At 72.3% G+C, this 17,878-nt stretch carries 19 protein-coding genes; 10 read left to right on the plus strand and 9 right to left on the minus strand.

Annotation, left to right across the window (positions count from 1 at the left end; all coding sequences use genetic code 11):
• Nucleotides 1-37: 37 nt before the first annotated feature.
• Nucleotides 38-568 (plus strand): gamma carbonic anhydrase family protein, encoded by a 531-nt coding sequence (locus ACICHK_RS07860; protein WP_225860609.1) that lies wholly within the window; start codon nucleotides 38-40, stop codon nucleotides 566-568.
• Between the two features lie 62 nt (nucleotides 569-630).
• On the opposite strand, the gene ACICHK_RS07865 is transcribed toward ACICHK_RS07860, so the two are convergent.
• From ACICHK_RS07865 to ACICHK_RS07875, 3 genes are all read right to left on the minus strand, one after another.
• A complete protein-coding gene (locus tag ACICHK_RS07865) occupies nucleotides 631-1,281 on the minus strand; it encodes a DedA family protein (protein WP_151470584.1) in 651 nt (216 codons plus the stop codon).
• Nucleotides 1,282-1,417: 136 nt separating this feature from the next.
• Nucleotides 1,418-2,473 (minus strand): NAD-dependent epimerase/dehydratase family protein, encoded by a 1,056-nt coding sequence (locus ACICHK_RS07870; protein ID WP_406836358.1) that lies wholly within the window; start codon nucleotides 2,471-2,473, stop codon nucleotides 1,418-1,420.
• A gap of 476 nt (nucleotides 2,474-2,949) precedes the next feature.
• Nucleotides 2,950-4,503, minus strand: coding sequence for a metallophosphoesterase (locus ACICHK_RS07875; RefSeq protein ID WP_406836359.1), 1,554 nt, complete (start codon nucleotides 4,501-4,503; stop codon nucleotides 2,950-2,952).
• 247 nt (nucleotides 4,504-4,750) lie between these two features.
• On the opposite strand from ACICHK_RS07875, the gene ACICHK_RS07880 reads away from it, so the two are divergent.
• A complete protein-coding gene (locus ACICHK_RS07880) occupies nucleotides 4,751-5,155 on the plus strand; it encodes a PaaI family thioesterase (protein WP_406836360.1) in 405 nt (134 codons plus the stop codon).
• 72 nt (nucleotides 5,156-5,227) lie between these two features.
• On the opposite strand, the gene ACICHK_RS07885 is transcribed toward ACICHK_RS07880, so the two are convergent.
• Entirely contained in the window at nucleotides 5,228-5,680 is a 453-nt protein-coding gene (locus tag ACICHK_RS07885; protein ID WP_406836361.1) for a DUF4442 domain-containing protein, read from the minus strand.
• A 261-nt stretch (nucleotides 5,681-5,941) separates the two neighbouring features.
• Between ACICHK_RS07885 and ACICHK_RS07890 the strand changes: the two genes are divergently transcribed.
• Nucleotides 5,942-6,985 carry a hypothetical protein gene (locus tag ACICHK_RS07890; RefSeq protein ID WP_406836362.1) on the plus strand — a complete coding sequence of 348 codons (1,044 nt, stop codon included), beginning with the start codon at nucleotides 5,942-5,944 and terminating at the stop codon, nucleotides 6,983-6,985.
• Between the two features lie 286 nt (nucleotides 6,986-7,271).
• Nucleotides 7,272-8,594, plus strand: coding sequence for an MFS transporter (locus ACICHK_RS07895; protein ID WP_151470588.1), 1,323 nt, complete (start codon nucleotides 7,272-7,274; stop codon nucleotides 8,592-8,594).
• Here the strand turns inward: ACICHK_RS07895 and ACICHK_RS07900 are convergent.
• The 3 genes from ACICHK_RS07900 to ACICHK_RS07910 all read right to left on the minus strand — a co-directional run bounded on the left by ACICHK_RS07900 (nucleotide 8,556) and on the right by ACICHK_RS07910 (nucleotide 11,775).
• Complete coding sequence (locus ACICHK_RS07900; RefSeq protein ID WP_406836363.1) at nucleotides 8,556-9,401, minus strand: spermidine synthase; 846 nt, start codon at nucleotides 9,399-9,401, stop codon at nucleotides 8,556-8,558. The genes ACICHK_RS07895 and ACICHK_RS07900 overlap by 39 nt on opposite strands.
• 151 nt (nucleotides 9,402-9,552) lie before the next feature.
• Nucleotides 9,553-10,722, minus strand: a complete 1,170-nt coding sequence (gene tuf / locus ACICHK_RS07905; protein WP_151470590.1) for an elongation factor Tu — start codon at nucleotides 10,720-10,722, stop codon at nucleotides 9,553-9,555.
• 318 nt (nucleotides 10,723-11,040) lie between these two features.
• Nucleotides 11,041-11,775, minus strand: coding sequence for a DNA alkylation repair protein (locus ACICHK_RS07910; RefSeq protein ID WP_406836364.1), 735 nt, complete (start codon nucleotides 11,773-11,775; stop codon nucleotides 11,041-11,043).
• Between the two features lie 49 nt (nucleotides 11,776-11,824).
• Between ACICHK_RS07910 and ACICHK_RS07915 the strand changes: the two genes are divergently transcribed.
• Entirely contained in the window at nucleotides 11,825-12,643 is an 819-nt protein-coding gene (locus ACICHK_RS07915) for a TVP38/TMEM64 family protein (protein ID WP_406836365.1), read from the plus strand.
• A 45-nt stretch (nucleotides 12,644-12,688) separates the two neighbouring features.
• Here the strand turns inward: ACICHK_RS07915 and ACICHK_RS07920 are convergent, their stop codons facing one another.
• A complete protein-coding gene (locus ACICHK_RS07920; protein WP_406836366.1) occupies nucleotides 12,689-13,864 on the minus strand; it encodes a thiolase family protein in 1,176 nt (391 codons plus the stop codon).
• Nucleotides 13,865-14,029: 165 nt separating this feature from the next.
• On the opposite strand from ACICHK_RS07920, the gene ACICHK_RS07925 reads away from it, so the two are divergent.
• From ACICHK_RS07925 to ACICHK_RS07940, 4 genes are all read left to right on the plus strand, one after another.
• The gene (locus tag ACICHK_RS07925; protein ID WP_151470594.1) at nucleotides 14,030-14,491 is read left to right on the plus strand and encodes a helix-turn-helix domain-containing protein; all 462 of its coding nucleotides are present in this window, start codon (nucleotides 14,030-14,032) and stop codon (nucleotides 14,489-14,491) included.
• Between the two features lie 237 nt (nucleotides 14,492-14,728).
• On the plus strand, nucleotides 14,729-15,604 hold the full coding sequence (locus tag ACICHK_RS07930; RefSeq protein WP_406836367.1) for an undecaprenyl-diphosphate phosphatase: 876 nt from the start codon (nucleotides 14,729-14,731) through the stop codon (nucleotides 15,602-15,604).
• Nucleotides 15,605-15,693: 89 nt separating this feature from the next.
• On the plus strand, nucleotides 15,694-15,870 hold the full coding sequence (locus ACICHK_RS07935; RefSeq protein ID WP_192582479.1) for a hypothetical protein: 177 nt from the start codon (nucleotides 15,694-15,696) through the stop codon (nucleotides 15,868-15,870).
• Nucleotides 15,871-16,120: 250 nt separating this feature from the next.
• A complete protein-coding gene (locus ACICHK_RS07940) occupies nucleotides 16,121-16,300 on the plus strand; it encodes a hypothetical protein (RefSeq protein WP_151470596.1) in 180 nt (59 codons plus the stop codon).
• A 26-nt stretch (nucleotides 16,301-16,326) separates the two neighbouring features.
• Here ACICHK_RS07940 and ACICHK_RS07945 read toward each other — a convergent pair whose 3' ends face one another.
• Entirely contained in the window at nucleotides 16,327-17,067 is a 741-nt protein-coding gene (locus ACICHK_RS07945) for an SDR family NAD(P)-dependent oxidoreductase (protein ID WP_151470597.1), read from the minus strand.
• Nucleotides 17,068-17,257: 190 nt separating this feature from the next.
• On the opposite strand from ACICHK_RS07945, the gene ACICHK_RS07950 reads away from it, so the two are divergent.
• Nucleotides 17,258-17,743, plus strand: coding sequence for a nuclear transport factor 2 family protein (locus tag ACICHK_RS07950; RefSeq protein WP_151470598.1), 486 nt, complete (start codon nucleotides 17,258-17,260; stop codon nucleotides 17,741-17,743).
• Nucleotides 17,744-17,878 lie beyond the last annotated feature (135 nt).

Genomic DNA, 17,878 nt, shown 5'->3' on the forward strand with positions numbered 1-17,878 from the left:
GAGGGACCGGACCACGAGACGACGAGACGGTGACGCGGTGACGACGCAGCAGGCGCTGATCAAGGGGATCGGCGGTAAGGATCCGCGGGTGGACCAGGAGGCGTTCGTCTCCCCCACCTCCGTGGTCATCGGAGACGTCACGCTGGAGGCGGGTGCGAGCGTCTGGTACGGCGCGGTGCTGCGCGCCGACTGCGGCCCGATCGTCATCGGCGCCGGCAGCAACGTGCAGGACAACTGCAGTCTGCACGTGGACCCTGGTTTCCCCATCACCGTCGGGGAGCGGGTCTCGATCGGCCACAACGCCGTGGTGCACGGGGCCACCGTGGAGGACGACTGTCTGATCGGCATGGGCGCCACGGTGCTCAACGGGGCCGTGATCGGCGCCGGCTCGCTGGTGGCCGCGCAGGCGCTGGTGCCGCAGGGGATGCGGGTCCCGCCGGGCTCGCTCGTCGCGGGCGTCCCCGCGAAGGTCAAGCGCCCGCTGACCGACGAGGAGCGCGAGGGCCTCTCGCTGAACGGCGTCTTCTACGTGGAGCTGGCGAAGGCCCACCGCGAGATCCACGAGTAGGCCCGCGTCACGGGTCCGGGCGTTCGGGCGTTCGCGCCACGGGAGCGCCCGGACGACGGCCGCTACTCGGCGGCGGGGACGGGCTCCGTCTCCGCCGTGCCGTGTTCCGCCGCCGTCTTCTTGGCCTTGCGGCGGACGATCAGCATCGAGGCGAGACCGACGAGCACCGCGGCGACCAGGCCGAGCCACGAGAAGCGCTTCAGCCAGGACTCGGCGACGACACCGACGTAGTAGATGACGGCGGTGGTGCCGCCGGCCCAGATGATGCCGCCGAGGACGTTGGCGACCAGGAACTTCCAGTACGGCATCCGCAGCACACCGGCGAGCGGGCCCGCGAAGATCCGCAGCAGGGCGATGAAGCGGCCGAAGAAGACGGCCCACATGCCCCACTTCTGGAAGGAACGCTCGGCCGTGGCGACATGGGCCTCACCGAAGTGCCTGGGGAACTTCGCGCCGAGCCAGGCGAGCAGCGGGCGTCCGCCCTTGCGGCCGATGGCGTAGCCGATGGAGTCGCCGATGATCGCGCCGAGGGTGGCGCACACGCCGAGGATGACCGGGTTGATCCCCTCGTGCTGCGAGGAGAGCAGCGCCGCCGAGACCAGGATGATCTCTCCGGGCAACGGGATGCCCAGGCTCTCCAGGCCGATGACCAGGCCCACGAGCGCGTAGATACTGACCGCCGGAACCGTCTCGAGCCACTCCTGGACGTGCAACGCCGGTTCCTCCCGTTTCGGTGTACGTGACCCGGGCGACCGCGTTTCGCGTGATCAGCGAGGTGCGTTTCCCCGGAGCGCCCGCGGGGAAGCCTACCCGGTCGTCCTGAACGGCGGCCCGGACGTGTGGGGCTCGTCACGTCCTCGCGTGCCTCCAGCTCTCGTAGTGGTCGAGCAGGGTCTCCTCGACCGGGCGGTAGGTGATCCCCAGTTCCCGCACGCTCCGGCCGTTGTCCACGCGGAACCGGATGCCGAGGTGTTTGCGGATGTAGTCCTGGGTCAGTCCGAACGCCGGGCCGAGGACGCGGACCGGCCAGTGCGGGAGCGCGGTGCGGGGCAGCCGGAGGGAGCGGGGGTACCGGCCGCGGACGACGCGCGCCATGTCGTGGAAGGACGTCATCGTCCCGGCCGCGACGATGTAGCGGCCCTCGGCGCCGTCGTGCTCCGCCGCCGCGATGTGCGCGTCCGCGACCTCGCGGACGTCCGCCGTGGTGAAGCTGAAATCGGGCGCGCCGTAGAAGAAGTACCCCTTGAACAGTTCGTCCAGCAGGAACAGGCTGCCGGACCGCGACGCGGGGGTGAGGGACGGACCGAGGACCAGGCCCGGGTTGACGGACACCAGGCGCCAGCGGTCCTGGGCCGCCTCCGCCGCCCACGCCTCGCGCTCCGCGAGCGTCTTCGCGTAGTGGTACGGGTTGTTCTCGACCGTGCTGGTGGTGTTGAAGTACTTCTCCGACAGGACACCGCCGTCCATGTCCCGGACGTCGGCGTAGTCGCCGAAGATCGCGCCGACGGTGGAGGTGAGGACGACCTTCCCGACCGTCGGTGTCCGTTCCACACCCGCCAGTACGTTGCGCGTGCCGAGCAGCGCCGGGTCCACCATGTCCCTGCGGCCGTCCTTGATCTTCTCCGGCATCAGGAACGGCGACGCCACGTGGAAGACCACGCGGCAGCCGCTCATCGCCGCGTCGAAGGACCCGTCGGCCAGCAGATCCGCCTCGAACAGCTCCAGCCGGCCGGGAAAGGCCTCCTGCATCTCCCGCAGCGGCGCCACCTTCGCCGTGTCCGCGGCGCTCCGTACGGTGGTGCGGACCTGGCGGTAGCCCCGCTCCAGCAGCCGCCTCACCAGATGGCTTCCGACGAACCCGCTGCCACCGGTCACCAGAACGGCGCCCCGCCCGCTCACGTCCATGCCCGCACTCCTCGGTCCCGCTGCCCGGCGCGTCGCCCGGCCCCGGTCCGCGGGCGGTACGCGCATCGCTCGTGGGCCAGGGTCGGGCATGGACGGCCGGAAGGGAACGGGTGCTCGAGGACGGAGGCTCGAGGAAGTCTCGTACGAGCAGGGCGTGGCTCCACGACGTCGGGTCGGCGTCCTGCCGCGCCGAACAGACGACGAACTGCAGGAACCGCTCCGGCGACAGATTGAGGCTGCAGGTGGGCCCCAGAGGAGACCAACCGGCGTCTTGTCCGCGTCGCCGTTGCGGCCCTCCCAGCTCAAGATGCCCATCCAGGCGTGGTCGCCCTCGAAGGGGTCCGGCAGCCTGATGAACGTCTCGACGGTTTGACGCCCTCACCTGCCCGAGGGCAGGTGATTCCGGTCCGCACCGCTTCGCAGTACCACCGCGGGTTCCTGTTTCACGGGCCTCAGCCGACCGGTGAGGGTCGGTCTTACGTGGCCTCCGCAGGCCTGACGTCCCGCCCGTCCGGCGGTAGGCCGGACAACTCTGTTGCCCGACGGGGCGGTCCTGCCATGCCGCTGCGACCCTTCGGGCCGCCATGGGCAGGATGCCCTTCACTTCCACCCTGAAGGGTGGAGCACTGGACAAATACTCGATAGCCCCGGGGGAGCTTCGCGCTGTTCAGGGCGGCTCCGGCACGCGTCGTGAGGACGGCGCCGCGGTCCGGGCCCTTGCCGCCGTCGAAGTGGAGGCCGGCGTGGGGGGGCCGGCCCGGATGGTGGTCCGCCGACCAAGTCAGGACGTCCGGACCGCTCGCGTGCAGCCGGCTCACGGTGAGGTCGTTCCCGTGGCCGGTGAGGTCCCGTACGACCGTGCCGTCCGTGACGGGGGCGCCCGGCGCCGTCCCGGAGCCGTCGAAGCGCCAGTAGGCCACCGTGCCGTGCGGCATCACGGCGGAGGCGGGGCGCGGCTTCGGCGGGACGGTCGGCGCGAAGCCCCCGAAGCGCTCGCCGAAGTCGACGTTCAGGCTGAACCGGTCGACGGGGCCGGTCAGTTCGACCGTCTCGGCCTCCAGCGGCGTCCGCTTCTCCGGGTCGCGGGCGAGGAACCAGGGCGCGAACGTCTCGACGTCGATGACGCCCCGGGCCAGGTCGAAGGAGTACGTGCGGATCATCCCGGCGCCGCCGTAGTAGCGGTCCTGGTAGTTGGTGATGTGGACGTGGACATCGTTGTCGTGGTCGTTGGTCAGGACCGTGCGGCCGGGCGGCCAGTAGTGGCCGCCGAGCGCGAGGAAGATCTGGTCGTTGCCCCGGACGAGCCCGTCCCACAGGCGCTCGCCGTTGGCCGAGAGCCGCGCCTCGCCGACGTCGTCCGGCCACGCGATGTCGTGCGTGGTGAGCACGGCGGGGAGGGCCGGATGGGCGTCCAGGACGCCCTGGGCCCAGCGCAGCCCCTTGTCCGACACCCGCCGGTCCAGGGCGAGCACCAGCCACTCCCGGCCGCCGGCGCGCAGGACGTGGTAGCTGTTGTAGCCGTCGGGAGAGGCACCGCGGAAGGTGGGCATCGAGGCGTAGCGCTCGGGGCCGAACGCGGCGAGGTAGGCCGTGTCCCCGCGCTGGTCGTCCGTCGAGGACGGGATGTCGTGGTTGCCGGCCAGGACGCTGTAGGGGACCTTGCCGTGCAGGGTGCGGAAGGTGTCGGCGGCGCGCGAGATCTCGTCCTCGGTGCCGTGTTCGGTGACGTCGCCGAGGTGCGTCATGAAGGCGATGTTCGCCCCGGCCCGCTCCGCCACGAGATACCGGAAGGTCTCCCGCAGTGGCGCCGGGTCGGCGCTGTCGGCGTCGAAGAGGTACTGCGTGTCGGGGAGCACGGCCAGCGCGAAGCGCGGGCTCTCGGTGTCGAACCGGCCTCCTCCTCCCGTGGTCACGGCCCGCGCCGGGGCCGTCTCGAAGGCCGCGGTCGCCGCGCCGGCCGCCGGTACGGCGACCACGGCGCGCAGCAGCGCCCGTCTGTCCGGCCCGTTCTGCTGTCCTGCCGTGCCCATGTGTCCTCCGGATGAGCGGAATCGGGGTCAGATGCACGGTGGCGACCGGCCATGACCGGGCGGTGGCAGTCAGTTGAACGACGCCTTGTGTTCGCCGCACGATCGGCGACCGGCCCGGCGGCGGCCCGGGGCGCCGGGCGACCGGATCGCATACACACTCCGCACCGCATGAACACCCCTCGGCAGTAAGGGAGTTGATAGAAAGGATCATCGACTTCCGTCCCACCCCTCCCACAAGGAGTCCGATGTGACCGTCACCGCCGAAGACATCTACGCGATGGCCCCCTACGCCAGGACCCTGGGCGTCCGCTTCACCGCCCTGTCGGCCGGGGGCGTGGACGCCGAACTCGACTTCGTACCCGAACTGTCCACGGCGGGAGGCGGGTTGCACGGGGGCGCGCTCATGGGTCTGGCCGACGTCGCCTCGGCGGTGTGCGCCGCGCTGAACGGCCCCGCGGGCGCCGTTCCCGCCACCACCACCTCCACCACGCACTTCCTGCGGCCCGTGCGCGAGGGGACCGCGTACGCGAGGGCCCGGGTGCTGCGGGTGGGCCGCGACACGGCGGTCGTGGAGTGCGACATCGAGGACGGCCGACGGCAGCTCTGCACCCGGGTCACCCAGACGGTGAACATACGGGTGCCGCGCGGCTGAACGGGGCCGGAACGGACCGGGGCCCCGATCGGCTCGTGTTCCCCGATCAGGGCCCTGCGGGTGGAGCGGGGCTCAGCCGTTCGGGCGGAGCGTCCAGATCACGGTCATCTCGCCGGTCACCGCGCCGTCGGCGCGCTGGATGGCGATGGCGACGGGGAACTCGGGGCGCTTGCCGGCGTCGAGCTCGGCGACGACGTCGGCGGCGGGCCGGCCGAGCGTGGCGGTGGCCGTGACGGGGCCCATCGCGAGCTTCTTGTACGCGATCTCGGCGCTGACCGCGAGCGGCACGGCGCGGGAGAGCTGGTCCCCGAAGGCGGCGAGCACGATCGCCCCGCTCGCCGACTCCCCCAGCGTGAACATGGCTCCGGCGTGCGGTCCGCCGACGTGGTTGTGGAAGTCGCCCTGGTCCGGGAGCGCCACGACGGCCTTCTCCGGAGTGGTCTCCACGAACTCGAGGTTCAGGGTCCGGGCCATCGGCACGGTCGCGGCGAGCATCTCGCCGATCGTCATCTGGTCTGCGCTCATGCCGCGATGTTACCCATGAGTAGCAATCCTTGACCAGCCCTGCGGCCCGGCGCGGAAGTCGATCGGCGCGACAGACGGAGCCGCACACCGGTGACAGCGGCAGCGGGGGGCGGCCTCTCCCGCACGGCGGCGGCGAGGACGGCCGCACGGCGGCCCGATCGGCTCCTGAGCCGGGATCAATGGGACAAGTGGTGTGACGGCGCGGTCGTTTCGGGGACCGCCGTGGCACCCGGGTCAGGGGCCCCTCTATCGTTACCAGCCATGTGGCCAGGACAGCAGCCGCCCGGGGGCGAGCAGAATCCGCAGGACCAGAACCCGTACCAGCAGCCGGGGTACCAGCAGCCGAATCCGTACCAGCAGCCCGGATACCAGCAGTCGGGGTATCCGCAGACGAACCCGTACGGGCAGCAGCCGGGGCAGCCGCAGTGGGGAGCGCCGTCGGATCCCCTCGGCATGCCCCAGGCGTCCGGGGGCGACGGCGGTGGCGGTAACAAGACGAAGGTCACCGCGATCGTCGCGGCCCTGGCGGTCGTGATCGCGGCCGGAGTCACCGGTTTCCTCGTCCTGGGCGGTGGCGACAAGGACGACAAGGCCGGAGGCGACTCGTCCGAGTCCCCGAAGACGTCGGCCTCCACGTCGGCGAGCGCGAGTGCGAGCGCGAGCGCGGCCAACCCGCGCGGCGGCGACGACGAGAAGGCGACGATCGACGGCTGGAAGGTCGTGGTGAACCCGAAGTGGGGCACCGCCTTCGACGTGCCGCCGGACTGGAACGTCAGCACGTCCGGCACCTTCATAGGCTTCGAGGACGACAAGAAGGGCGACGGGTCCGTGCTCATCGGCATGTCCGCGCCCGCGTTCCTCAAGGAGAAGTGGTGCACGTCCGACTCGGACAAGGACGGCCGCACCGAGGACACCTCGCTCGCCGCCGCGGGCACCAAGGGCCAGAGCGGCGCCAAGAACACCGAGGACGTGGCCCGCAACGACTCCGCGTGGTGGGTGTTCGGCGGCTACACCGACCAGAAGGACGCCTCGAAGAAGCTGCTGAAGATCGGCAAGCCCGAGGCGTACACCACGGCGGCCGGCATCGAGGGCAGCGTCGCGACGACGTACTCCAAGGGCGTCGCCAAGAAGGGCAAGTGCGACTCCGACGGCAAGGCGACCACCTTCGCCTTCAAGAACTCGGCGGGCGACTTCGTGTCCTGGACGCTCTACGGCGCCAAGGGCGTGAAGGACGAGATCCCCGACGCGACCGTGAAGAAGATCCTCAGCACCGTACGGCTGCACGGCGACCCGGCGGCTTCCTGACCCCCACGGCCGAGGCGCGCGGCCCCGGCCGTCCCGGCGCCCTCCGCCCCCGCGCCCTCCGTCCCCGCGCGACCTAAGGTCACCCCGGCTCCTCCTCCCCGGGCGGGAGCGGGAGGCCCGACGGAACGGAACGCGCGCCTCCGGCGCCGCCGCGTGCGGGCGCGGCGGGCCGCCGGGCGGGTGTGAACACCCAGGTGCGCGCTGCCGGTGCCGGGCGGGGTGAGTGCCCGCGAGCGTGTAGATCATCGGTTTGGCAAGACGGGCACCGGGCGGCGATAGTCTCCCGGTGACCTCAGCCGCCGACCTCCCCCGACGCTCCCGCCGCCCCTCCTGGGCGGGCCGGAACTACACCCTTCTGACCGCCGCCGCGGTCGTCACCAACCTGGGCGGCCAGGGCGCGCTGATCGCCTCGGCGTTCGCGGTGCTCGAAGCGGGCGGCGACGGCGGCGACGTGGGTCTGGTGGCCGCCGCGCGGACTCTGCCGCTGGTGCTGTTCCTGCTGATCGGCGGGGCGGTCGCGGACCGGCTGCCCCGGCACCGGGTGATGGTCGCGGCCAACGCCCTCAACTGTGCGTCGCAGGCGGTCTTCGCCTTCCTGGTCCTCTCCGGTGAGGCCCGGCTGTGGCAGATGATGCTGCTGTCGGCGCTCGGCGGCACCGGGCAGGCGTTCTTCAACCCGGCCGCCGAGGGCATGCTGATGTCCTCCGTCCGCGGTGAGCAAGCGAGCCGCGCGTTCGCGATGTTCCGGATGGCGATGCAGGGCGCCGGCCTCGGCGGCGCGGCCCTGGGCGGCGCGCTGGTGGCCGTGATCGGACCGGGCTGGGTGCTCGCCGTGGACGCGGTGGCCTTCGCGGTCGCCGGTGCGCTGCGTTCCTTCCTCGACGTGAGCCACATACCGCCGCGGGAGCAGGGCGGCGGCCTGCTCGCCGACCTGCGCGACGGCTGGCACGAATTCGTCGGACGGCCCTGGCTGTGGACGATCGTCGCGCAGTTCTCCGTGGTGGTCGCGGTCGTCTCCGCCGCGGACGCGGTCTACGGTCCGCTGGTCGCCCGGGACAGTCTCGGCGGGGCGGGCCCGTGGGGCCTGGCGCTCGGCGCGTTCGGCGCCGGGACCGTGGGCGGCGCGCTGCTCATGACCCGCTGGAAGCCCCGTCGCCTGCTGCTCGCGGGCACCCTGTGCGTCTTCCCGCTCGCGGCGCCCTCCGCCGCGCTCGCGATCCCCCTGCCGGTGGGACCGCTGTACGCCGTGATGTTCGTCAGCGGTCTGGCGATCGAGGTGTTCGGCGTGTCGTGGATGACGGCACTCCACCAGGAGATACCCGAGGACAAGCTCTCGCGGGTGTCGGCGTACGACTGGTTCGGCTCGATCGCGATGGTCCCGCTGGCCACCGCGCTGGCGGGCCCCGCGGAGCAGGCCTTCGGCCGGACGCCCGCGCTGTGGGGCTGCGCGACGCTGGTCGTGGTGGTCACGGCGGCGGTGCTGTGCGTCCCGGACGTCCGGAACCTGACGCGGCGGACCCGGCCGGTGGCGCAGGGCGCTCCCGCCGCGGGGTCCGCCGCGGAGCACGCGTCAGCCGATGCCGAAGGACCCGCCGGGCGGCTCGGGTGAGGGAACCGCGTCCTCGTCGCGCACCGGAGCGGCCCCGCCGATGAAGTCCCGCAGCGCGGGGCCGTGTTCGACGCGTGCCGGAAAGGCGTCGGCGGCGGTGCGGCGGGCCAGGGCGGCCGTGTCGAACGGGTGGTGGGAGGCCACGAGCACGGCGTTGCCGAAGCGCCGGCCGCGCAGCACGCCGGGTTCGGCGATGAGGGCGATCTCCTCGAACACCGTGGAGAACGTGGCGAGCTGGGAGCGGAGGAAGGCGAAGGGCGCCGCGTCCGCGAGGTTGGCGAGGTAGACGCCACCGGGACGCAGCACGCGCTCGGCGGCGTTCGCGTAGGCGGTGGACGTCAGGTGCGCCGGTACCCGCGAGCCGCCGAAGACGTCCGCGATCAGGATGTCCGCGGAACCGGGGGCGGCGGCTTCGATCCAGGCACGGGCGTCGGCGCGGTGCAGTTCGATGCCCGTGCCGCCGGGGACCGGCAGACACTCCTCGACCATCTCCAGCAGACCCTTGTCCGCCTCGACCACGTCCTGGCGCGAACCGGGCCGGGTGGCCGCGACGTAGCGGGGCAGGGTGAGCGCCCCGCCGCCGAGGTGCAGCACGTCCAGCGCGCGCCCCGGCCGCGCCACCGTGTCCAGCACGTGCCCGAGGCGCCGGGTGTACTCGAACTCCAGGTGCGTCGGTTCGTCCAGGTCGACGTACGACTGGGGCGCGCCGTCCACGGTGAGCAGCCACGCCCGCTCGCGGTCCACGTCGGGCATCAGCTTGGCGGTCCCGTGATCCACGGCCCGCATCACGGGTATCGGCTCGTCCACGGGTCCATTGTGCGGCACCCGTGACGGCGCGAACGGGACCGGCCGCACCGCCGCGAACAGGACCTTCCACGGCACCGCGGACGAGGCCGGCGACGAGAACGGGGCCCGCCGCACCACGGCGGGCCCCGCGTCCCCGTCCTCCGGCCGGGCGTCAGCCGACCGTCGTCACCGTCCCGGCGCCGACCGTGCGGCCGCCCTCACGGATCGCGAAGCCGAGGCCGGGCTCCAGCGGCACCTCGCGGCCGAGCTCGACCGTCATGACGACGGTGTCACCGGGCCGGGCGACGGCCACCTCGCCGAGGTCGACGTCGCCGACCACGTCCGCGGTGCGGATGTAGAACTGCGGCCGGTACCCGGTGGAGACCGCTGTCGTACGGCCGCCCTCGCGCGTCGACAGGACGTACACCCGCGCCGTGAAACGACTGCTGGGCACGACGCTGCCGGGCGCGGCGACGATGTGTCCGCGGCGGACCGCGTCGCGGGGCACACCGCGCAGCAGCAGCGCCACGTTGTCGCCGGCCTGCGCCTCCTCCATGGGCTTGCCGAAGGTCTCCAGGCCGGTGACCACCGTGTCGACGCCCGCGCCGAGCACCTCGACCCGGTCGCCGACGCGGATCGTGCCGCGCTCCACGGCACCGGTGACGACCGTTCCGCGTCCGGTGATGGTGAGCACGTTCTCGACCGGCATCAGGAACGGCGCGTCGAGATAGCGCTCGGGCATCGGCACGTAGGTGTCCACGGCGTCGAGCAGCGCGTCGATCGCGGCCGTCCACCGGGGGTCCCCCTCGAGGGCCTTGAGGCCGGACACCCGTACGACGGGCACCGAGTCGCCCCCGTAGCCCTGCGCGGAGAGCAGTTCGCGGACCTCCAGCTCGACCAGGTCCGTGAGCTCCTCGTCGCCCGCGTCGGCCTTGTTGAGCGCGACCACGATGTGGTCGACGCCCACCTGCCGGGCGAGCAGCACGTGCTCGGCGGTCTGCGGCATGATCCCGTCCAGCGCGGACACGACGAGGATCGCCCCGTCGAGCTGGGCCGCGCCGGTGACCATGTTCTTGACGTAGTCGGCGTGGCCCGGCATGTCCACGTGCGCGTAGTGCCGGGTGTCGGTCTCGTACTCGACGTGCGCGATGTTGATGGTGATGCCGCGCGCGGCCTCCTCCGGGGCCCGGTCGATCCGGTCGAACGGGACGAAGGTGCCGGAGCCGCGTTCGGCGAGGACCTTGGTGATGGCGGCGGTCAGGGTGGTCTTGCCGTGGTCGACGTGACCCATGGTGCCGATGTTCAGGTGCGGTTTGGTGCGCACGTAAGCCGTTTTGGGCATGACAGTTCCTCGAAGCCTCTTCGATGTCGGCGGAGCCGAGTGATGGTCCCGGCGCCTGCCGGCCGGGACGGGGACCCCCAGGAGTTACCGACCCTCCCCCTGCGGGGTCCGCCGGACGATCCGGGAAGGGTCAGCTTCGGGCGCCGTCGACGGCTGCCGTGATGATCGGAACGGCAGCCTTCGGCGCATCCGCGACTGCGGATGCTGCGAGGAGGAAGGCGTACCGGAACATGAGGAGATCATCTCCGACGGGTCCCGCCGCGTCGAACGATTTTCGGTACGCGGTGGACCGGTGGGGCACCAGGGGCTTCCGGGGTCTCAGGGGCCGATGTTCTTGAGTGCCTCGCGCACGGACAGCGGCGCGAGCCTCGCCCGCTCCGCGGCGACGAAGTCCCGTACGGCGCGCGGATCGGTCTTGGCGTACTCGCGCAGACACCATCCGATGGCCTTGCGGACGAAGAAGTCGGGATGACCCGACTGCCGGACGCAGTAGGCGAAGAGGCGCCCGGTGTCGGTGGCCTCCTTGTACCGGAGCTGATGGAGCAGCGCCGTGCGGGCGACCCACAGGTCGTCGTCCTCGATCCAGGCGTCCATGTCGGTGCGCAGGCGCGGGTCGGCGGCCACGAGGCCGCCGACCACGTGCGCGGCGAGCAGGTCTACGGTGTCCCACCAGGAGTCCGTGGAGACGAGGTGCCGGGCCACCGGCAGGAAACCCGACGACAGACGCTTCGCGTGGCGGCGCAGATAGTCGACGGCGAAGTACCGGTACTCGCGTTCCGGCAGCCGCCAGCAGCGCAGGGCGAGCGCGGTGCAGTCCCGCTCGTCCGGCCGGGCGGTGTCCAGGAGCACGGTGCGGGACAGGGCGCGGCGCTCGGGCGTCGTCAGCCCGAGGAAGGGGGCGACGTCCTTCATGTACGCGCGCATCGACACGGCCCGTCCGGGGTCGGCGGCCGCCGGGTAGACGGTGGTGAGCCGCTCCAGGACGGTGTCCGCGAGGACGCTCTCCGGCACCTCGAACCGGGTACCCGACGTTCCGGAAGCTGTGACGCCCATGAGACGAACCATACGGCGATCACACACATCCGTCGGTTAGTGTCACCGGATGCTCGATGCCACCACCCGCTCTGGGGGCACCGCCACGGCCACTCCCCAGGCCGCCGCCACGGAGCTCACCCTCGCCGCCGGCCTGCTGGTCGGCCCGAAGGCCTCCGTCGCCGCACCCGCGGTCCCGACCGCCGCACGCACCGGACTCGCCGCGCGCTGCCTGAGAGCGCTGCTCTCACCGTGGTCGCGACTCTCCCTGCTGGTCGTGCTGCTCGCGGCGGCGGCGTCGGGAGTGCTCCTCTTCGACCCGCAGCGGCTCCTCGCCGACGGCTGGCCGCCCCAGCTCGGCGGCGCCGCGGCGGCCGTCGCGTTCGCCGCGGCCTACGGGCTGTGCACGGTCGCCTTCGTGCCCCGGCCGCTGCTCAATCTGGCCGCCGGCGCCGTGTTCGGCTCCCAGGTGGGCCTGGGAACCGCGCTGGCGGGCACGGTGCTCGGCGCCGGAGCCGCCTTCGGGCTCGGCCGGATCCTCGGGCAGGACGCGCTGCGGCCGCTGCTGCGGGCCCGCTGGCTGAAGGCGGCGGACGGTCAGCTCAGCCGGCACGGTTTCCGCTCGATGATGGTGGCCCGGCTGTTCCCCGGTGTGCCGTTCTGGGCCGCGAACTACTGCGCGGCCGTCTCCCGCATGGGCTGGATCCCCTTCCTGGTCGCGACCGCGCTCGGGTCGGTCCCGAACACCGCCGCGTACGCCGTCGCCGGCGCCCGCGCGTCGTCGCCGACCTCCCCGGCGTTCCTGATCGCGATGGCCCTGATCGCTCTCCCCGCCCTGGCCGGAACGGTGGTGGCCTGGCGCAAGCGCCACCACCTGCGCGGCCGCTGAGGCCCGCGCGGCCCCGGCACGGAAACGGGGCCCGCGCCCCGGTCCCTACGGGCGCACGGCCTCCAGGATCATCGCGTTCGCCAGTCCGCCCGCCTCGCACATCGTCTGCAGCGCGTAGCGGGCGCCCCGGGCACGCATCGCGTGGACGAGGGTCGTGGTGAGGCGGGTGCCGCTCGCGCCGAGCGGGTGGCCGATCGCGATGGCTCCACCGTGCACGTTGACCTTGGACAGGTCGGCGCCCGTCTCTTGCTGCCAGGCGAGGACGACGGAGGCGAAGGCCTCGTTCACCTCGAAGAGGTCGATGTCGCCGAGGCCGAGACCGGCCCTGCGCAGCACCTTCTCGGTGGCCGGGACGACACCGGTGAGCATCAGCAGCGGATCGGAACCGGTGACGGCGAAGCTGTGCAGCCGGGCGAGGGGCCGCAGGCCGAGGCGGGTGGCGGTCTCGCTCGACGTGATGAGCACGGCGGACGCGCCGTCGTTGACCGGGCTCGCGTTCCCGGCCGTCACGGACCAGTCGATCTGGGGAAAGCGCTCGGCGAAGGCGGGGTCGTAGTACGCGGGCTTCAGCCCGGCGAGTATCTCGGGGGTGCTGCCGGGGCGGACGCACTCGTCCCGGGTGAGGCCTTCCAGGGGCGCGGCCTCGGCGTCGAACAGACCGTCGTCCCACGCCCGTGCCGCCTTCCGGTGCGATCCGATCGCGAAGGCGTCCATCCGCTCACGGGTGATGCCCCACTCGGCGGCGATGAGCTCGGCGCTGATGCCCTGGGGCACCAGGCCCTCGGGGTACCGCTCCGCGACCCCGGGGCCGAAGGGGTCCGCGCCCGCCGGCACGTTGGACCACATCGGCACCCGGCTCATCGACTCCACGCCGCAGGCCACGGCCAGGTCGTACGCCCCCGACATGACGCCCTGCGCGGCGAAGTGCACGGCCTGCTGCGAGGAGCCGCACTGGCGGTCCACGGTGGTCGCGGGGACCGTCTCGGGGAATCCCGCGGAGAGCACGGCGTACCGGGTGGTGTTCATGGCCTGTTCGCCGACCTGGTCGACGGTGCCGCCGATGACGTCGTCGATCAGCGCCGGGTCGACCCCGGAGCGTTCGACGAGCGCGCGGAGGGTGTGGGCGAGGAGTTCCACGGGGTGGACGTGGGCGAGCGAGCCGTTCGGCTTGCCCTTGCCCACGGGGGTGCGTACGGCTTCGACGATCACGGCGTCACGCATGGGATGCCTCTCAGGTCTGTCAGGTCTCCGAGGTCGACAGCACCGGCGGCCGGACAGGTCGGGTCCCGTCGCCGAACCGAGTGAGTTGGATTTCCAAACCCACTAAGTGACCCAACAGTAACCTAGTGAGTTGGAACATCCAACCCACCTTCGTAGACTGACCTCATGAAGGACCCCCGCCCCTGCTCGATCGCCGAGACGCTCGCGCTCGTCGGCGAGAAGTACTCCCTGCTGATCCTGCGGGAGGTGTCGCTCGGCGCCACGCGCTTCGACCAGCTGGCACGCAACACCGGCGCCCCGCGCGACGTGCTGACGACCAGGCTGAAGCGCCTCGTCGACGCCGGGCTGCTGGAGAAGGCGGAGTACAGCGACCGCCCCAAGCGCTACGAGTACCGGCCCACGCGGGCGGGCCTCGAACTCGGCCCCGTCCTGCTGATGCTGATGTCCTGGGGCGACCGGCACCTCCAGGAGGGCGGCTTCCGGCCCATGGTCCTGGAGCACACCTGCGGCCACGAGCTGGTCCCCCAGGTCGTCTGCCGGGAATGCGGAGAGCGGGTCGAACACGAATCCCTCACGCACCACCCGCAGGTCCCGGGCTGGACAGTGACGGGGCCCGTGGCGGGGTAACCGCCGCCACGGGAGCAGGGAGCAGGGAGCAGCGAGCGGTCGTACGGCCCTGGTCGGCCGCCCCGCCGGAGCTTCCCCGGACACAAGCGGAAGGCTCCCCCCGAAAGTCCCGAAACCCCCGTGGCCGGGCCGTGATCCGCGCCGGTTAGGCTTCCCTCAGCGCCCACGATCGCCCCGCACCGTGATCCGGCGTGCCCATCTCCCGTTCCACGATCAGCACTTGGACCACGTAACTCCATGTCTTGGTTTCAATCCCTCGTCCTCGGGCTCGTCCAAGGGCTGACCGAATTCCTCCCCGTCTCCTCCAGCGCGCATCTGCGACTGACCGCGGCCTTCTCGGGCTGGGACGATCCCGGTGCCGCGTTCACCGCGATCACGCAGCTCGGCACGGAGGCCGCGGTACTGATCTACTTCCGCAAGGACGTGGGGAGGATCCTGTCGGCGTGGTTCCGCTCGCTCACGAACAAGGCGATGCGCCGCGACCACGACGCCCAGATGGGGTGGCTGGTGATCGTCGGCTCGATTCCGATCGGGGTGCTCGGGGTCACGCTCAAGGACCAGATCGAGGGGCCGTTCCGCGATCTGCGGGTCACCGCGACCATGCTGATCGTGATGGGCATCGTCCTGGGCATAGCCGACCGGCTCGCGGCCCGCGACGAAACGGGCGGCAGGCACCGGGCGGCCAAGCAGCGCAAGACGCTCGAGGAACTGAACACCAAGGACGGACTGCTGTACGGCATCTGCCAGGCGATGGCCCTGGTCCCCGGCGTCTCCCGGTCCGGCGCGACCATCAGCGGCGGTCTGTTCATGGGCTACAGCCGCGCGGCGGCGGCCCGTTACTCCTTCCTCCTCGCCATGCCGGCCGTCCTCGCCTCCGGCGCCTTCGAGCTCAAGGACGCGGCCGAGGAGGGCCACGTCTCCTGGGGGCCCACCGTCTTCGCGACGATCATCGCTTTCGTGGTCGGGTACGCCGTCATCGCGTGGTTCATGAAGTTCATCTCGAACAAGAGCTTCATGCCGTTCGTCTGGTACCGGATCGCCCTCGGGTTCGTCATCATCGGGCTGGTCGGCGCCGACGTCCTCAGCCCTCACGCGGCCGAGTCCTCCGGCTGAGCCGGCCGGGGCCGTAGGCCGTCTGGCCGAACACTTCTGCGGACCGGGTTGCGGCGTTCTAGCGTGGCCTCCCCGACTGGAGGTGGAGCATGATGCTGAAGGATCCCGCGCCGGGCCGACTGGGCACGGAAGCGCGCTGTGTGAAGTTCCCCGACGGCAGCCGTGGGGTCATCCTGGTGAGGGCGGGCACCCCGCAGGACGAGGCGGACGAGCGCGCGGCGCAGATCTGGGCGGAACGGCCCGATGCGGGCGGGCCGCACAGTTGAAGCCGTCGAGTCCACGCGGATCCCGTGGATCACCCGGACGAGGTTTCGGCCCTCGTTCACCCGTACCGGTCATATCCACCGCTCCGGCCGTTCCGCCCCGCCCGGGGGCAGCCCCGCACGGCTGCCCCGGGCCGGCGGACGGGACCCGACCGCCGGAGCGGAGTCACCCGTGGACACCGTGACGCAGCACATACGGCTTGAGTAGCCGCCCGGTAGCGCAGCGTCAGTCCTTGCGCCTAGGCTGGTCCGCATGTCCCCCGATGTCACTCCGCCTGGTTCCGTGCGCTCTGCCGCCGCGTTGAACGAACAGATCCGCGCCCTGTGGACGCGGACGGGCGGCTCCCTGTCCGCGCAGGAGCGGGCGGAGTACGAGCTGTTGATCGTGAAGTGGGCCGAGGCGATACGCGGCGAGATCATCGAAGCGGCCTAGGATCCGCGCTTCCGCCGCGCACGGGCTCACCTTCCGCCGGACACCCTCAGCACCGCCCCTGTCGTGTACGACGCGTCGGGCGACATCAACCACGCGACGGCGGCGGCGATCTCCTCCGCCGCGCCGACGCGGCGCAGCGGAATCGAGGCGGCGGCGCGTCCGGCGCGGCCCGGATCGCCCATGGCCGCGTGCATCTCGGTGTCGATCATGCCGGGCGCGACCGCGTTGACACGGATGCCGTCGGGGCCCAGTTCCTTGGCCAGTCCCGTGGTCAGCGCGTCCACGGCCGCCTTGCTCGCCGCGTAGTGCACGAACTCTCCGGGACTGCCGAGCGTGGCGGCCGCCGAGGACACGTTCACGATGGCACCGCCGCCCAGGGCGGCCATGGACCGGGCGGCACGGCGCGAACACAGCAGCGTGCCGAGCAGGTTGACCTCGACCACGCGGCGCAGATCGGCGGCGTCGGCGTCCGCGAGCCGTCCGAGCGGCCCGGTCACCCCGGCGTTGTTCACCAGCCCGGTCACCGGTCCCAGCCGGTCCGCGGCCGTGTCGAAGAGCCGCTCGACGGCGGCCTCGTCGGAGGTGTCCACGCGTACGGTGACGCAGCGCGCCCCGGCCGCGCGGACGGCGGCAGCGGTCCGCTCCGCGGCCCCGCCGTCGCTCACGTAGCCGACGACCACGTCGTGCCCGTCCGCCGCGAGCCGGACGCAGGTCGCGGCGCCGATGCCGCGGCTGCCCCCCGTGACGATCGTGACCGGACGTGCCATGTGAGCCTCCTGGAGGGAACGGCGCCGATGGGACCGCCGGGACGGGAGCGCCCGCGGCCGGTCCTGGATCACCGACGATCGCAGATCCGCGCCGTCCTGGGCCCGGGGTCCCGGACTCAGGACCCCGCCGACGCCGAATATCCCCGCACGGACCCTTGGCGTGGCAGGCGGAGTGGCCAACACTGAGCCGATGACGCAGCGTGTGGAGCTCGCGACCGTGCTGGACCGGTTCTCCGTGGACGAGGTCGTCACCGCGTACGCGGTGGCCGTGGACGACGGCGACTGGGATGCGTACAAGGGGCTGTTCGCGCCGGGAGGCCGCGCCGACTACCGCTCGGCCGGCGGCGTCGAGGGCGACGCCGCCGAGGTCGCCGGGTGGCTCGCGCAGAGCCTGGACCTGTTCGCGATGCGCCAGCACCTGATAGTCAACCGGCGGGTCCGGTTCGGTGTCCTGGACCAGGACACCGGCGACACGGCCGAGGTGCGGGCGGACTACGTCAATCCGATGCGGTTCGCCGGACAGGAGGGCGATTCCACCGCGCCCGACCTCGTGTGCGGGGGCCGGTACGTCTTCGGCCTGCTGCGCACCGCCGACGGCTGGCGGCTGCGCCAGGTGGTCGTCCAGGAGAAATGGCGCCGGACGCCCCTGCCCCGGCACGCGCCCGCGAACACCTGAGCCGTCCCCGCCTGAGCCTCTCCGCCCCGCGCTCCCGCCGGGTACCTGCCGAAACCGTCCCCGCGCCGCCTCCGCGGCCCGGGGCGCTCGGCCGTCGGCGCGCCCCTTCGCGATCTCCACGCCCTCTGTCGGAGA

The sequence above is a fragment of the Streptomyces sp. AHU1 genome, assembly GCF_045343905.1.
GTDB classification, from domain to species: Bacteria; Actinomycetota; Actinomycetes; order Streptomycetales; family Streptomycetaceae; genus Streptomyces; species Streptomyces triticiradicis.

Bases quoted from the DNA above. Each gene is read 5' to 3' on its own strand.
- ACICHK_RS07915 (WP_406836365.1), top strand. From the start codon at position 11,825: ATGCTCGATGCCACCACCCGCTCTGGGGGCACCGCCACGGCCACTCCC.
- ACICHK_RS07930 (WP_406836367.1), top strand. From the start codon at position 14,729: ATGTCTTGGTTTCAATCCCTCGTCCTCGGGCTCGTCCAAGGGCTGACC.
- ACICHK_RS07935 (WP_192582479.1), top strand. From the start codon at position 15,694: ATGATGCTGAAGGATCCCGCGCCGGGCCGACTGGGCACGGAAGCGCGC.
- ACICHK_RS07870 (WP_406836358.1), bottom strand. From the start codon at position 2,473: ATGGACGTGAGCGGGCGGGGCGCCGTTCTGGTGACCGGTGGCAGCGGG.
- ACICHK_RS07910 (WP_406836364.1), bottom strand. From the start codon at position 11,775: ATGGGCGTCACAGCTTCCGGAACGTCGGGTACCCGGTTCGAGGTGCCG.
- ACICHK_RS07920 (WP_406836366.1), bottom strand. From the start codon at position 13,864: ATGCGTGACGCCGTGATCGTCGAAGCCGTACGCACCCCCGTGGGCAAG.
- ACICHK_RS07885 (WP_406836361.1), bottom strand. From the start codon at position 5,680: ATGAGCGCAGACCAGATGACGATCGGCGAGATGCTCGCCGCGACCGTG.
- tuf (WP_151470590.1), bottom strand. From the start codon at position 10,722: ATGCCCAAAACGGCTTACGTGCGCACCAAACCGCACCTGAACATCGGC.
- ACICHK_RS07950 (WP_151470598.1), top strand. From the start codon at position 17,258: ATGACGCAGCGTGTGGAGCTCGCGACCGTGCTGGACCGGTTCTCCGTG.
- ACICHK_RS07890 (WP_406836362.1), top strand. From the start codon at position 5,942: ATGTGGCCAGGACAGCAGCCGCCCGGGGGCGAGCAGAATCCGCAGGAC.
- ACICHK_RS07875 (WP_406836359.1), bottom strand. From the start codon at position 4,503: ATGGGCACGGCAGGACAGCAGAACGGGCCGGACAGACGGGCGCTGCTG.
- ACICHK_RS07945 (WP_151470597.1), bottom strand. From the start codon at position 17,067: ATGGCACGTCCGGTCACGATCGTCACGGGGGGCAGCCGCGGCATCGGC.
- ACICHK_RS07925 (WP_151470594.1), top strand. From the start codon at position 14,030: ATGAAGGACCCCCGCCCCTGCTCGATCGCCGAGACGCTCGCGCTCGTC.
- ACICHK_RS07940 (WP_151470596.1), top strand. From the start codon at position 16,121: ATGTCCCCCGATGTCACTCCGCCTGGTTCCGTGCGCTCTGCCGCCGCG.